The following is a 13,387-nucleotide window of genomic DNA, read 5'->3' on the forward strand; positions in this document are numbered from 1 at the left end:
GCCGCAGCGCAGGAGGTCGCAGGACCGCTAAAAGCTTCGCTGGCAAGCCAGGCTCCCACAGGTTCAGCGGCGTGCCCAAGGCCTCGGCTGGTCATACGGATTTCAAGGAAGGTAATCGCGCCCGGTGGCGCGGCCGGGCTTCAAACCCGGTTGGGGACGGCATCCGTTCCCGGGCAGGTTCGACTCCGGCTACCTTCCGCCACTTTATCGAACTGTCCGGCTAGATCTGCAGCGAGCGCCAGGCCGCTTCGGCCAGTTCGGTGCGGAAAGTCGCGGGGCGACTCTGGACCCGCCCGGATAACCAGGCCCGGCAGTAGTTCTCCGCCTGTCCGACGATCAACGACAGCAACAGCTCGGCCGGAACGTTCTTGAGGCCGTCGGCATGGGTCGGCTCGCTCAGCCAATCGCGCAACTGCCGGTTACGCGCCTTGTTCCGGGTCTCCAGTTCCTTGGCGTGAGGTCCCCGGGCCACGACAAACCGCGCCTGGAACTGGAACCGCGCCCATTGTGGTTGCGCGTCGACCCAGTCGACGTAGCTGTGCACCAGCGCCTCGATCCCTTCCTGCAATGTCGCGGCCGCCGAGAGGTAGCGCTCACGCAACCCGGCCTGGTCCTCCAGTGCGGCGAAGAACAGCGCCGCCACCAGCCCTTCCTTGTTGCCGAAATGGTGATAGATCGCGCCCACGCTGGTGTCGCACTCGGCGCGAATGGTTTCGATGGTCGTGGCTTCGATCCCATGCTCGTTGAAGCTGGACAGGGCCTGCGCGAGGATTGCGCGTTTCAATTCGGCCCGACGGCCCGGGTAACAGCGTTCGAGAAGATCGAGGTTTTCCATGGAAGCAACAACCTGAAGTCCGGTGGCAAGACAGCAATCATATGAAACAGGGGAGCGAGCTTGACAGATTTTCCGCAAACGGAATATTGTTCTTTTACAGAATAATATTCTGTAAACAGTCCATTCCCCAACAGAGGTACACCCTATGAGCCAGTTCCTGAACATGTTCACCAGCGTAGGTCCGGAAAAATTCAGTCAGATGGCCTGTCAGATGGCCCCTTATTTCAGCACCATCAGCCCCTTGATCAGTGAGCTGCGCGCCGGGCATTCGCAGGTTCTGGTACCGTTTCGTCGGGAAATCACCAATCACCTGGGCACCGTCCACGCCATCGCCCTGTGCAACGCCGCGGAACTGGCGGCCGGGGTGATGACCGATGTGTCGATTCCAGCGGGGGCGCGCTGGATTCCCAAGGGCATGAGCGTTGAATACCTGGCCAAGGCGAAGACCGACGTGCAGGCCGTGGCCGATGGCAGTGCCGTCGACTGGTCGACGGCGGGCGACAAGGTCGTGGCGGTGGATATTCGTGACGCGGAGGGCGTGCAGGTGTTCACGGCGCGGATCACCATGAACGTCAAGCTGGCGTGACCCGCTGAGCCGGTGGTGCGGCAGCCGATGTGCCATTTTGTCGCACCACCCACCACAATGACGGTGTTACATTCTGCGCCCATGAAACCCATCCAGTCCCTCCGACCGTCCAGACGCCGCCGCGCCGCTGCCTGGCTCAGCCTGCTGGCCATGCTGCTGGTCTTCGTCGGCCCGCTGATCGGGCAGGGACTCAGCCTGGCCCACAGCGCCGTCCCGGCGAGCACGGATATCTGCGGCGCGGTGCCCGGCCTGGGCCTGGCAATGCAGCAGGATGCCGCACCGGCGGATCATCACGGAACGATGATCTGGGAAAAATGCGGTTATTGCTCGCTGCTGTTCCAGCACCCGGCGCTGAGCGACTCCCATGCCTTGGCGCCGCGCCTGGGACTGACCCCGCTCAGTTTTGCAGACAATCACTTTAGCCCCGGGCAAACCTCGGCCCCGGTGTTCCCGGGGGCCCGTTCCCGTGCGCCGCCTCGCGCCAACGCCTGATTTTCCGCACCGATTCTTGTCGAAACGGCCGGCTGCCGATAAGCCCCGGGATCCGGGATGCGCCTCACTGTGCATCTGATCGGCAGCGCCAGCCGGCGACACAGCTCCATACGAAGGACAACAGAACATGAATGAATTGCTGACTCGCCGCCAGGTCGTTGCCGGCCTTGGCTTGCTCGGCCTCGGCGCGCTGACCGGTTGCGACAGCTCCAGCCGCCTGTCGTACAAATACGGCAAGGACCTGAGCGACCAGATTCTCGGACGGACCTTCAAGCTGAAGGACACTGCGGGCAACGTCAAAACCTTGTCCAGTTACCGCGGCCTGATGCCGATGGTGTTTTTTGGTTTCACCCAGTGTCCGGCCGTCTGCCCGACCGCGCTGGCCAGGGCGGTACAGGCGAAGAAACTGATGGGGGTGGATGGCGACCGCCTGCAGGTGATTTTCATCACCCTGGACCCGGAGCGCGATACGCCCAAGGTGCTCGACGCCTATGTGAAAGCCTTCGACCCGAGCTTTGTCGCGCTCTACGGCACGCTGGAAGAAACCGCCGCCACCGCCAAGGAGTTCAAGGTGTTCTACGAGAAGATCCCCAGCGGTTCGACCTACACGCTGTCCCATTCGGCGAGCAGTTTCGTCTATGACACACGGGGCGAACTGCGCCTGGGGCTGTCGCCGTCGCTATCGGCCAAACAGTGCGCAGAGGATCTGCTCACGGTGATGGAAGTCTGCTGATGAATACTCGAATCAACAAGGTCACTGCCATGAAACCCCTGAATACCCCGATGTTTGCCCTGCTCGCGTTGCTGAGCGTCCCGGCCTTGGCCGAAACTCGCGTGGACGACGCCTGGGTGCGCGCCACCGTACCCGGCCAACCGTCGACGGGGGCCTTTATGCGGATCACCGCCAGTGACAATGCCAAGCTGCTGGAGGCGAAATCGCCGGCGGCCAAGGTTGTGCAGATCCACCAGTCGAAGATGGAAAACGACGTCATGAGCATGCAGCCGGTGGACTTCGTGCCGCTGCCGGCCGGCAAGACCGTGGCCATCGAGCCCGAGGGCTATCACGTGATGCTGATCGACCTGGCGGGGCAGGTGAAGGAGGGCGATGAAGTGCCGCTGACGCTGGTGGTGGAAAACGCCAAGGGCGTCAAGGAGTCGATCGAGGTCAAGGCCCGGGCTCGGGCGCTGAACAGCATGGCCGAGCACGGTGACATGCACTGAAGCCGGTAGCTGGCAATTTGTAGGCGTTGCTCAGCCAGAGCAGGACGCAGGCCAGCACCGCAGGATGCAGATATCCGAAAACGGGGAGCCTTGGCTCCCCGTTCTTGTGTCAGGCGCTCACGCACTCAGTGAGGTGCGCGAATCGTCTTGAGCAGATCTTCAGGACTGATATGACCGACGATTTGCTGCACGCCACTACCCGGCAGCGGCAGGTCGAGGATATGCCCCTTGATCTTGCCGATCACGTGCATCTCGCAAGGCTTGCAGTCGAACTTCAGGGTCAGCACCTCGTCACCGTGTATCAGTTGCATCGGCGCGACCTTGGTGCGCACGCCGGTGACGCCCTTGGCCTGCTTGGGGCAAAGGTTGAAGGAGAAGCGCAGGCAATGCTTGGTGATCATCACCGGTACTTCGCCGGTCTCCTCGTGTGCCTCGAAGGCCGCGTCGATCAGCTTGACGCCGTGACGATGATAGAAGTCGCGGGCCTTCTGGTTGTAGACGTTGGCCAGGAACGACAGGTGTGATTCCGGATACACCGGTGGCGGCGTGGTCTCGGCCTTGCGTACACCGCGAGGGTGGGCGGCGATACGGGCCAGGGTCAGCGCTTCGATGACTTCGCGGCGCAAGGTCTTGAGCTGCGAATTGGGGATGAAATACGCCTGCGGTGCATCCAGCGTGATATTCGTGGCGTGGTACTGGGTGGTGCCCAGTTGCCCGAGCAGGTCCTGCAGTTGTTCCAGGGCCTGTTCCGGTTTGTTGGCGAGGCCGAACGGACCGTCCAGGGTGACGCTGACACTGACACCTTCTTCGCTGGTGGCGGTCAGTTCGAGGCGCTCCTCGCGCAGGCGAGCAGCCCAGCACAGGCCGATCCGGCGCTCGGCGGAGGTCTTGAGCAGGGCCTGTTGCCAGTTGTGGTCCAGGTTGCGGTTCAGCGGATGGTTCGGTCGCAGGCTGTGCAACCCGGCCGGCATCTCGTTGGGCTCCACGCGGTAGCGGTAGCGCTTCTCGCCATCTTCCTCGAATTCGCCCTTGGGCTCGGCGATGTTGGCACGGAAGCCCACCACCTCGCGTTTGACCTGGACGTTGAGCCCGTCGCCATTGGACAGCGGCTCATGGGTCACCACCTGCATATCGCGCTTGCCGACTTTCTCCACCATTCCCACCGGCAAGCCGGTGAAGGTTGGCGTGTCGAAGGCACCAATGTCGATCTTGCGATCGCTGACAAAGTAGTCGGTGCTGCCGCGATGGAAGGTTTTTTCCGGATCGGGCAGGAAGAAGTGCGCGGTACGGCCGCTGGACGCGCGTGCCAGGTCCGGGCGGTCTTCGAGAACGTCGTCCAGGCGCTGGCGATAGTAGGCGGTGATGTTCTTCACATAGCCCATGTCCTTGTAGCGCCCCTCGATCTTGAACGAGCGCACGCCGGCCTCCACCAGGGCGCGAATGTTGGCGCTCTGGTTGTTGTCCTTCATCGACAGCAGGTGTTTCTCAAAGGCCACCACGCGGCCCTGGTCGTCTTTCAGGGTGTAGGGCAGGCGGCAGGCCTGGGAACAGTCGCCACGGTTGGCGCTGCGGCCGTTCTGCGCGTGGGAGATATTGCATTGACCGGAGAATGCCACGCACAACGCGCCGTGAATGAAGAACTCGATTGCCGCCTCGGTCTCGTCGGCGATGGCGCGGATCTCTTGCAGGTTCAGCTCGCGGGCCAGTACCAGTTGCGAGAAGCCGGCCTGGTCGAGGAACTTCGCCCGTGCCAGGGTGCGGATATCGGTCTGGGTGCTGGCGTGCAGTTCTATGGGCGGAATATCCAGCTCCATCACCCCCAGGTCCTGGACGATCAGCGCGTCGACACCGGCATCGTAGAGTTGATGGATCAGCTTGCGGGCCGGCTCCAGCTCGTTGTCGTGCAGGATCGTATTGATGGTGGTGAACACCCGGGCATGGTAACGCCGGGCGAACTCCACCAACTCGGCGATCTCGCTCACTTCGTTGCAGGCGTTGTGGCGCGCGCCGAAGCTCGGGCCACCGATGTACACGGCGTCGGCGCCATGCAGGATGGCCTCGCGGGCGATCGCAACGTCGCGGGCAGGGCTGAGCAATTCCAGGTGATGCTTGGGTAGGGACATGTTTTTTTAGTCAGGCTTCACGGTCAAGGCGTGCATTGTAGCGGCGAAACGCCTGACCGGCACCCGGATACTGCCGGTCGGCGACCACGCGCTGGGCGGGGCCGCCAACCAGGGCCATGAACTCAGCCCCTGGCGGCCATCGCGGTCACTTCCACGCGCATGCCTTCGACCGCCAGGGACGCCACGCCCACTGCGGCGCGCACTGGCCAGGGCTTGGCGAAAAAGCGTTTGTAGACTTCGTTGAAGGCGGGGCGCTCGGCGATGTCGGTGAGGTAGATGGTCAGGTGCAGAACCCGGTCCATGGAACTGCCGGCGCGCTCCAGTGCGACCTTGAGGGCCTGCAGGGTGCATTCGCTTTGCACGGTGATGTCGCCCAGCTCCAGGCTGCCGTCGGCGCGGGTGGGGATCTGGGTGGAGACCAGCAGGCCGCCGAAACCGGCAACATCGGAGGAGATGGACTCCGCATCGGGGTCGGCGAGGAAGGTGATGTCTTGGTTTGCCATGGGGGCTTCCGCAGTGATCAGGGGCTTGTTTCAGCCACCCACCCGATATTCGTACGGGCTCTCAATGGAGGCTTGTACAGTGGACGGCTGATTTGACTGGGCAGCATAACATCCCGCTTGAGGATCGCTGCAAAAGCCTGGCAATGGCCAATGCGCTTGCGGGGGGACAGCCAAGCCGGGCACTTGGCTGCGCTGGATGCCCTGATCAAGTCAATCGCCCGGCTGGGAGGTTCCGGGCGCCGCGAGCAGCCTCATCGACTGCGTTCGAGCCGGTTGCGCACCGAGGCCAGGTAATCCGCACGGTACTGGCGCAGGATGTAGTCCTGGAAGTTCTCCTGTTCCAGCTCTCGCCAGGCCAGTTCCTTGGCTTCGACCGAGCGTTCGGTGGCAGCCACCGACATGTGCGCGTCAAATGTAAAGTTGGCCTCGGTCATGGGTTCATAGCCATATCGCAACATGAACTCCTTGGCCAGGGTCTCGATCATTTCGACTTCGTGGTGTTTCAACTGCCCCTTGAATTTATCAATGTTGCTGGTGATCGGCGAAAAACAGTTGGATGACCACAGCGCCGACATTTTTGAGATCTGCCGAGCTTCCTTTGACTCGGAGATATCCAGCATTTTATCGAGAAACTCAATGTCGAAGAAATTGCATATCTGCCGGAGCGTGGTTTCCTCATCAAGAAGAAAGTCCTCATAGCGTATGGTCAATACCCGCTCGGGGTATCGCTCGATCAAGGATTGCGCCGCGCGATGCGCAGCCACCCATGTCCGGGCGTTGATCAAGGTATCGAAGTCATGAATGATTGCGCGATTCATCGAGGCGACCTGCGCCCGTGGGTCCCGGACCACATTGAGCAGTCGCATGTCTGGGAAAAGCTGCATGAGTTCATGGGCGTAGTGCACATCGTCGAGCGACTTGTCCATCACCACCTGTGCTTGTTGCTGTTCAGCGGTGCACAACAGCAACTCCCAGGTAATTCGATGTACGCTGCGCGGCTCATGGCGAACCCGCTCGAAAATGTCGATCGGATCGAAAGCGCTACCGGGCCATTTGACGATGCTTGCGGCCTGCAGACCGACAATATCGACCACCATGCGAAAGTAGGCGTTGTCATCGGCAATATCACCGTACAGCGGGACAATCGGCATAAAGTCGGCGATGTGCAACGGATAAGGTGAATAGAACCGCGGATTGAGATTGAGGCGTAGCCGCAGTGCGTGACTGCCGCAGCGTCGCAACGGAATCATCAATACCGGCCGCGGACGCGCATTGCCAGTGGACACAGCTTTGTCGGTGACGGTCACATCGTTCTCCTTGGGAACACAGCGGGCTCGACCTGCGTGGATGGAAGTATTCAAGGCGGTTGCGGTTCAGGGTTCATGAAGGAGAGAGGAGGGCAGATAGTCCAGTTCGACCAGGGTGGCAATGATCAACTCTACTGCCTGGGCCGCGCTCATGCAGGCCGTGTCAATTCGTAGATCGGGATAAAGCGGTGCTTCGTAGGGGGCATCGATACCGGTCATCCCCGGTAGCTTCCCGGCCCGCGCCTTGGCATACAGACCCTTTCGGTCACGCCGTTCGCAAACTTCCAGATCCGCCGCTATGTATATTTCGAAAAAGGCCGTCTTGTGGGTTGCGGCCAGCTCCCGACAGACCTGGCGCGTGCTCGCATAGGGGGAGATACACGCGCATATTGCAACGCCGCCGGCTCGGGCAATCTCGATCGCCACAAAACCAATACGCTCGACATTGGCCTCACGGTCCTCTCTCGAGAATCCGAGGCCCTTGGAGAGGCTATGACGGACCACATCGCCATCCAGCAAACTCACGGTGCGTCTGCCGTCTTCGCGCAGTCGCACGGCAACGCCATTGGCAATCGTCGACTTGCCGGCGCCAGACAGCCCGGTAAAAAAGAGCACAAAGCCTTGCTGTTGTTTCGGACGATATGAGCGCCGCAGTTCGGCGACGATATCCGGCGTACTGAACCAGTCGGGGATTTCCGCGCCGCTGGCCAGCTTTTCCCGAACGGCGGTTCCCGACAAGCTCAGGACAGTGGCGCCGGCGGGTGCCTCTGAGGCTGGCGCATAACGTCGCTCCTCCTTGAGATACAACATTTCCTCGAAGGCCAGGATCTGCAGGCCGATTTCTTGCGCATGGGCCAATGCCATTTCCTGGGCGGCATAGGGGGGATAAAACGCGTTGCCGTGCTTGTCGTTGCCAGGGCCGGCGTGATCACGCCCAACGATAAAGTGCGTCGCGCCAAAGTTCTTGCGAATCAGCGCATGCCAAACGGCTTCGCGGGGACCGCCCATGCGCATGGCCAGCGGCAGTAACGACAGCAAGACCGCATCGGCGGGATAAGACTTCAAGGCATGTTTGTAACACCTGACGCGGGTGTAGTAATCGATATCGTCCGGCTTGGTCAGTCCCACCACCGGCTGTAGCAGCAAGGCCGCATCGGCCTGTTTCATGGCGCGAAGGGTCAGTTCGACATGGGCACAATGCATTGGATTACGGGTTTGAAAGGCGACGACTGCCTTCCAGCCGCGACGAGCTATCTCGCGCTTGACTTGAAGAGGTGACAAACGTAAATCAGCAAAATCATAGTGCGTTACCGAGTCAACTTTTTTTATGATTCCGCCGATGTTGAACGCATGTTGACGATATAAGGCCGCCACACCAGGGTGCGCCTTGTCCTGGGTACCAAACACCTGCTGCGCCTCAATCCGATGGTCCGGTTGGTAGATTGAATCAACTATCAGCACAGCTAATGTGAGACCTTCCGGATCCCGCAGGGCCAACTCGCTCCCAAGCACTAGCTGATCAGCCAAGGCTTGCGGAATATCCAGGGTGATGGGCATCGGCCAGAGGGCGCCGGAACTCAATCTCATGTTGTGAACAACACTGAGATAATCCTCCAGGCCGAGAAAACCTGCCAACGGCGAAAAGGCCTCGTTAACGATCAACTCCAGGTCGCAGAGTTGTTTCGCGGAGAGCACCCAGAAAGGCAGAGAGGATACTTTATGCTTTTCTTCGTAGTCTTCCATGGCACACCTCCCTTTGTACGTCCGAACTGATCCGATTCGGCGCACATCGTAAATCAAGATATCCAAAGATTCATTTGGGAGTATTTAAGAGCCTGACGCTTGCTTTCGAGCCGTAGCAACACCTGTCGCGGCACAAATGCATCAGTGTCAGCTGGTTTCAAATCAGGTTTTTTTCGGAGGGGGGAATTCGATTATTTCAGCATCCGTGCTCATGCGCTGACTCCTCAATATATAGATGGCACTACGCAAGCCAGAGTTAAGTTTGATCTCGGCGAGATGTCAATGTGATAGCATAGAACAAAACGGACTTGCGATTTTCGAATAAGGTTATAACGAATCGATCCTTGAGGCTAGACACTCCATCATGGTTGACCTGACCTCATGTGAAGATGGCCAAGTCGGCAGGCATAGGTGTTGGCAACCGTCCTTCATCCATGGATCTGCCGGGCTTCCTTGGCCGAGGCCTACCGTTCGTCGGCCAGGCCGGTATGGCTTTGTGCCCAACCTATGCTGCAGGCAACGCGAATGCGCTCAAATATAATTATAAGCAGGATGATGGTCGGAGCGATGGGCATGGACTTGTTGAAATGTGCGTGGCAAGTAAAGTTATCGCGAGCTGTAGCCCTCGCCGGTATTGTTTTTCTACAAGGATGCTCTTCCCAGGCGCCCTTTAACGCTATGTCAATATCTGAGGCGGTACCTCGCGATCATACCGGCACGCTGAGTACCGAGAGCCTGCTCAAGCAACCGTTTGCACCCCGTTACGCAGTCGATGGGCATTACTCCACTGTCGGTTACGTTGCGCAGTTGGCTGGCTATTCGAATGACAAGGTTTATAAACTATCCTGCTACTCCCAAACACCCGACCAGGAGGCACTTCACTATTCAGCCCCTTATGTAGCCATATGGGGAGTGTTTGATCCGCCTTTTCGCCATCAGGTGGTCAATGGTCTTCACTCCTTGCATGGTGGAGATGCCCGTGCCATTGAGGCTCGGAGAAACAAGTTGAAGTCTTTGATTGCTAAATCCATACATGATCAGCGTCCAGAATGGGAGCTGGGATTCCTTATACACGCCCTTGGCGATAGTTATGCTCACGTGCACAGTCGTGCAGACGGAGCGCATGCTTATGGAGAGTTTGCAGGGCACGCCATTGCCAATCTGCCGTGGGGCGAGCGCCCAGACTCAATTTTTGTCGATCATCATTATATAAATTACATTGAGTATGTGAACGCTTTATATGATGCCTTCGTCTCCGCTGACCTGACAGCGAGGGGCGACGCTGTATCGCTCAAGCGTTTCACTGATGAAATTGCACGGGAGGCTGCCAAGGGCGATGACGCCAAGAAAAAGGTCAGTTTTTTTATGAAGACTCCGGCTTTTGACGACACACAGGGTGACAGCGTACAGAAGTGCGACTCCTTGAATGCAAAATTGAATGACAAGGATATCAGGGTGTTTCTTGCCGGCTTGTCCCGCGCCCTGGACAACTAGACCGGCACACCACATGGACCCGGAGGAGGGGGCAGGCCTGCTGCCCCCGATTCAGCCGTTCCCGCAAACCACCCCGCAGGGATAATCGACAGTTTTCATGTATTCGAAGCGCATAGGCTACGTAAACAGCTCCTGCTGCGACAGGAACGGATTCAGGAACATCCCGTGGGGATCGAGCCGGCGGCGCAAGTCATTGAACTTTTGAAAGTTCTGATCTGGGTAGAGTGATTTCACTTTCACGTGTGGGACGATGTATTGCCAGTTTTTCGCCCAATGCGGGCGTCCATGCCGGGTTCCGATCCAGTCCGCCATCACCGTGTTGATCATGGCAAGGTGGGGAGCCATCGCCGCGGCCCGTTTGCCGGCATCCGGCTCGGATTTGGGATAGGCACTGAGGATCTCCATCCAGCAGACCCGATCTTCCGTGGCCGTCGAAAAAGCCGGGGAGAGCAGGGATTGGCTGGTTTTCGTAAAGCGCGCATGGAGACAGGTTGTCAGCGGAAAATCGCCTTGAAACTTGTAGGCGTAGTTGAGTGCCGCGTACCAGGCCCGGACGATATTGCCAACGTCCCATGTTCCCGCTCCCGTCTGGGGAATGGGAATGGCAACTTCAAGGTCGAGGATCGGAAAGGCCTGGTCTGCATAAAACATCACGCGTGGGGCAGGGGCCACGAAGCCGCCTTTGGCCTGGATAGCCTGCGCCCTGTCGTGGATCGTATTCCAGGCCAGCGAGAGGATCGGCGTCCAGAACAGTGGGTGGGTCGCTGTCCACTCCATGACTTGGGTCGCCATCTTGTCGACCCAGCCATCCGGCCGTAGGGGAACGTCGCGCGGCTCATCCTGGGTCCGATTGAATTTCTTGAGCCAGATTTGCCCGTTGTTGTAACCGCTGCCCGGGAACCAGAACAGTTCGACGTATTCGTTCTCGGTCAGCAGCTTGTGCAGATTCTCGGTCCGGATCTCTCCATCAGTCGCATTCGGGTTGGGGCCCATCACGCTTTCGGTAGCGGTGACGATTTCCTCGTCATGGAGATTGTAGAGCGGCTCGACCCTCAGCGTCAGCTTGGTGATGATTCCCAGCGTGCCGAGATTGACGCGGACGGCAGGCATTTCGGCAGGCGTGGTTTCCTCGGAAAAGACGTGCAACTGGCCATCGGCGCCGACCAGTTCGACCGCGTAGACAAGGTCGGATACAGTCTGCTGATTCCAGCCAGTGCCATGGCAGCCCGCCGCAACGAAGCCGGTGGCGTTAATCGAGGCCAGGGCTCCCGTTGACGACAAATACATCTGTGGCAGTGACGGATCCGGAGCCGTCAAGGCATCGCGAACTTCGGACCAGAGCGCCGAGGGCAGAAAACTGACAAGATCGAGCCCTTTGTGCTGCCACCGCCAGGCCTTTCGCGGACCGTCGACATAGCGTGACATTTCGACAAGGGTCTCGCCATTGTTGACGATCAGAGGGCTGAAGGAATGACCTGTACCTATTGTGCGCAGGGTGGTGCCGGCGGAACGTTTTACTAAAGCCTGTACCTCGGACAAACTGGTGGGACGGGTGATTTCATCCGGGACACTGGTCAGGTTGCCCGCCCAGTTGGTCCAACGGTTTTCATTGCCGTCGTCATTATCGTTCTGATCGTTCACGATACATCTGCTCCTTGATGTGCTGCGTTATTTTCCCCCAGGTGCGGTACCCACGGGAGTCGCATAGTCGCGGCTCCCGTGACCAGGGCGTCACTCCACGGAGATCAAGCCAAGGGTATTGCTCAGCGTGGTGCCGGTAATGGTGTAGTGGGCAACCACCGGGCTGCCTTTTTTGTAGATGAAAGACTGCCTTGCTTCATTGTCGGTGCCCCATACGACAAAGACATAAAGTGAGACAATACTTCCATCCGGAACGCCGAGCTTATCCGGGTCAACATCCTTGGTCTGACCAAGGAGAATGTCGCCGCTATTACCGGAAAGATGTTTTTCGCCATTGTCATCGAGATAAGAAACTTCGCCCCTTGCAACAAAGCCGCCGCCATTATGCAGTGTAAATTTACCGATCTCTTTCATAGCCATGAGTAGTTGCTCCTTTTAAGTAAGAAAGCACTCGCCATCCGAGGCTTATCAGCACGAACAGTGATTGAATAAAAGCCCTGCAATGTTTATGCAAGCCCGTTTTGTATAGTCAAGGTCGTATGACTGCGCAAGTCCTTTCAGCAGACTTTCCCGAGTAAATACGTAGCTGTAGTACGTTGTCTCAAAAAAATCAGCTATATCTTATGGGTATAAGATACTGCCCGATGAGGTCTCGGATGTGATCTTGCAGTTGGTCTCATTGGATCGTTTGAAGGGACGCTGCAGGTGCGGCTTCACGTCATTTGCAGCCCATATACGCTGAACGCTGGCCGGTGAAATACCGACGGCTCGCGCCATGCTTCGGCAACTCCAACGAGCCTGGCCAGGCAGTGGCTGAACCCCGTTCTCAAGCACTTGGATTATCGCCTCAGGTGACAAGGAGGGCTTGCGTCCGCGCCCGGGCTTGTCGATTAAACCGTCTAGCCGCCGATCTTGAAAACGCTGGCACCAAAGCCTGACCGCGCCAGGGGAAAACCCAACCAGGCGGGATATTTCCATCCGCGAACAGCCTTGAGCAGCCAACAGGATCACCCGGGCACGACGGCCATCACGCTGGCAGATAGTTGCAGACCTTACGCGGCGGCTGAGTTCGCTGTGTTCCGCAGGGCTTAGGACAATGTCTTGGGCTCTCATCTATTTGCCTCCATGGCGCGATGATCGACAGAGCATAGCCAGTTTTCAGGAAATTTATTTTAGAGACAGGGCGCCAGGCGGTTACCGCCGGAATGGGCTTTGACTGCGGTGGTGTGCCAATCGCGATTTGAGTGGAAAGCCCTAAAACCCAGCAATTCCTAACCCAAACCTTTCTCTTACGGAAATTAGTGGAATCCTTCGCGGTTTTTCCACTCAAGAAACAAAATAAATCGTGATTTTCCGCTCATTCATTTAAACCCAATTCGTGAATTTCCACTCATTGATTCGAACCATTTTCAGCGTCTCGCAGAAATCTGGCTAACGCCTGC

12 protein-coding genes, 1 tRNA gene and 1 pseudogene are annotated in these 13,387 nt (G+C 58.5%); 6 read left to right on the forward strand and 8 right to left on the reverse strand.

Going from position 1 to position 13,387, the window contains the following annotated elements; translation table 11 throughout:
* The first annotated feature begins 106 nt into the window (after window positions 1–106).
* Window positions 107–202 (forward strand) — tRNA-Sec (locus M5B96_RS06395).
* A gap of 18 nt (window positions 203–220) precedes the next feature.
* Here the strand turns inward: M5B96_RS06395 and M5B96_RS06400 are convergent.
* Window positions 221–835, reverse strand: a complete 615-nt coding sequence (locus M5B96_RS06400) for a TetR/AcrR family transcriptional regulator (protein WP_248795859.1) — start codon at window positions 833–835, stop codon at window positions 221–223.
* A 145-nt stretch (window positions 836–980) separates the two neighbouring features.
* Here M5B96_RS06400 and M5B96_RS06405 point away from each other — a divergent pair, with 145 nt between their 5' ends.
* The 4 genes from M5B96_RS06405 to M5B96_RS06420 all read left to right on the forward strand — a co-directional run bounded on the left by M5B96_RS06405 (window position 981) and on the right by M5B96_RS06420 (window position 3,134).
* Window positions 981–1,421: a hotdog fold domain-containing protein gene (locus M5B96_RS06405; protein ID WP_248795860.1), complete on the forward strand. Its 441-nt coding sequence runs from the start codon at window positions 981–983 to the stop codon at window positions 1,419–1,421.
* 81 nt (window positions 1,422–1,502) lie between these two features.
* Complete coding sequence (locus tag M5B96_RS06410) at window positions 1,503–1,913, forward strand: DUF2946 domain-containing protein (protein ID WP_248795861.1); 411 nt, start codon at window positions 1,503–1,505, stop codon at window positions 1,911–1,913.
* Between the two features lie 127 nt (window positions 1,914–2,040).
* Window positions 2,041–2,646: an SCO family protein gene (locus tag M5B96_RS06415; RefSeq protein WP_248795862.1), complete on the forward strand. Its 606-nt coding sequence runs from the start codon at window positions 2,041–2,043 to the stop codon at window positions 2,644–2,646.
* A gap of 29 nt (window positions 2,647–2,675) precedes the next feature.
* Window positions 2,676–3,134 carry a copper chaperone PCu(A)C gene (locus M5B96_RS06420; RefSeq protein ID WP_248795897.1) on the forward strand — a complete coding sequence of 153 codons (459 nt, stop codon included), beginning with the start codon at window positions 2,676–2,678 and terminating at the stop codon, window positions 3,132–3,134.
* A 125-nt stretch (window positions 3,135–3,259) separates the two neighbouring features.
* Here the strand turns inward: M5B96_RS06420 and M5B96_RS06425 are convergent, their stop codons facing one another.
* From M5B96_RS06425 to M5B96_RS06440, 4 genes are all read right to left on the reverse strand, one after another.
* Window positions 3,260–5,257: a peptidase U32 family protein gene (locus M5B96_RS06425; RefSeq protein WP_248795863.1), complete on the reverse strand. Its 1,998-nt coding sequence runs from the start codon at window positions 5,255–5,257 to the stop codon at window positions 3,260–3,262.
* Between the two features lie 122 nt (window positions 5,258–5,379).
* Window positions 5,380–5,760, reverse strand: coding sequence for a RidA family protein (locus M5B96_RS06430; protein ID WP_248795864.1), 381 nt, complete (start codon window positions 5,758–5,760; stop codon window positions 5,380–5,382).
* 251 nt (window positions 5,761–6,011) lie between these two features.
* Complete coding sequence (locus M5B96_RS06435; protein WP_248795865.1) at window positions 6,012–7,067, reverse strand: sulfotransferase family protein; 1,056 nt, start codon at window positions 7,065–7,067, stop codon at window positions 6,012–6,014.
* 66 nt (window positions 7,068–7,133) lie between these two features.
* Window positions 7,134–8,810 (reverse strand): bifunctional sulfate adenylyltransferase/adenylylsulfate kinase, encoded by a 1,677-nt coding sequence (locus M5B96_RS06440; RefSeq protein WP_248795866.1) that lies wholly within the window; start codon window positions 8,808–8,810, stop codon window positions 7,134–7,136.
* A gap of 573 nt (window positions 8,811–9,383) precedes the next feature.
* Between M5B96_RS06440 and M5B96_RS06445 the strand changes: the two genes are divergently transcribed.
* On the forward strand, window positions 9,384–10,304 hold the full coding sequence (locus M5B96_RS06445; protein WP_248795867.1) for a hypothetical protein: 921 nt from the start codon (window positions 9,384–9,386) through the stop codon (window positions 10,302–10,304).
* A gap of 117 nt (window positions 10,305–10,421) precedes the next feature.
* On the opposite strand, the gene M5B96_RS06450 is transcribed toward M5B96_RS06445, so the two are convergent.
* From M5B96_RS06450 to M5B96_RS06460, 3 genes and pseudogenes are all read right to left on the reverse strand, one after another.
* Entirely contained in the window at window positions 10,422–11,945 is a 1,524-nt protein-coding gene (locus tag M5B96_RS06450) for a D-arabinono-1,4-lactone oxidase (protein WP_248795868.1), read from the reverse strand.
* A gap of 90 nt (window positions 11,946–12,035) precedes the next feature.
* Window positions 12,036–12,365 carry a hypothetical protein gene (locus M5B96_RS06455; protein WP_248795869.1) on the reverse strand — a complete coding sequence of 110 codons (330 nt, stop codon included), beginning with the start codon at window positions 12,363–12,365 and terminating at the stop codon, window positions 12,036–12,038.
* 205 nt (window positions 12,366–12,570) lie between these two features.
* Window positions 12,571–13,058, reverse strand: a pseudogene (locus M5B96_RS06460) (helix-turn-helix domain-containing protein); the annotation flags it as partial.
* Window positions 13,059–13,387 lie beyond the last annotated feature (329 nt).

It is taken from the genome of Pseudomonas sp. MWU13-2105 (genome assembly GCF_023242315.1).
GTDB lineage: Bacteria > Pseudomonadota > Gammaproteobacteria > Pseudomonadales > Pseudomonadaceae > Aquipseudomonas.

Excerpts from the sequence above, each read along its gene's own strand:
- M5B96_RS06400 (WP_248795859.1), bottom strand. The coding sequence starts at position 835 with ATGGAAAACCTCGATCTTCTCGAACGCTGTTACCCGGGCCGTCGGGCC.
- M5B96_RS06405 (WP_248795860.1), top strand. The coding sequence starts at position 981 with ATGAGCCAGTTCCTGAACATGTTCACCAGCGTAGGTCCGGAAAAATTC.
- M5B96_RS06410 (WP_248795861.1), top strand. The coding sequence starts at position 1,503 with ATGAAACCCATCCAGTCCCTCCGACCGTCCAGACGCCGCCGCGCCGCT.
- M5B96_RS06415 (WP_248795862.1), top strand. The coding sequence starts at position 2,041 with ATGAATGAATTGCTGACTCGCCGCCAGGTCGTTGCCGGCCTTGGCTTG.
- M5B96_RS06420 (WP_248795897.1), top strand. The coding sequence starts at position 2,676 with ATGAAACCCCTGAATACCCCGATGTTTGCCCTGCTCGCGTTGCTGAGC.
- M5B96_RS06425 (WP_248795863.1), bottom strand. The coding sequence starts at position 5,257 with ATGTCCCTACCCAAGCATCACCTGGAATTGCTCAGCCCTGCCCGCGAC.
- M5B96_RS06430 (WP_248795864.1), bottom strand. The coding sequence starts at position 5,760 with ATGGCAAACCAAGACATCACCTTCCTCGCCGACCCCGATGCGGAGTCC.
- M5B96_RS06440 (WP_248795866.1), bottom strand. The coding sequence starts at position 8,810 with ATGGAAGACTACGAAGAAAAGCATAAAGTATCCTCTCTGCCTTTCTGG.
- M5B96_RS06445 (WP_248795867.1), top strand. The coding sequence starts at position 9,384 with ATGGACTTGTTGAAATGTGCGTGGCAAGTAAAGTTATCGCGAGCTGTA.
- M5B96_RS06455 (WP_248795869.1), bottom strand. The coding sequence starts at position 12,365 with ATGGCTATGAAAGAGATCGGTAAATTTACACTGCATAATGGCGGCGGC.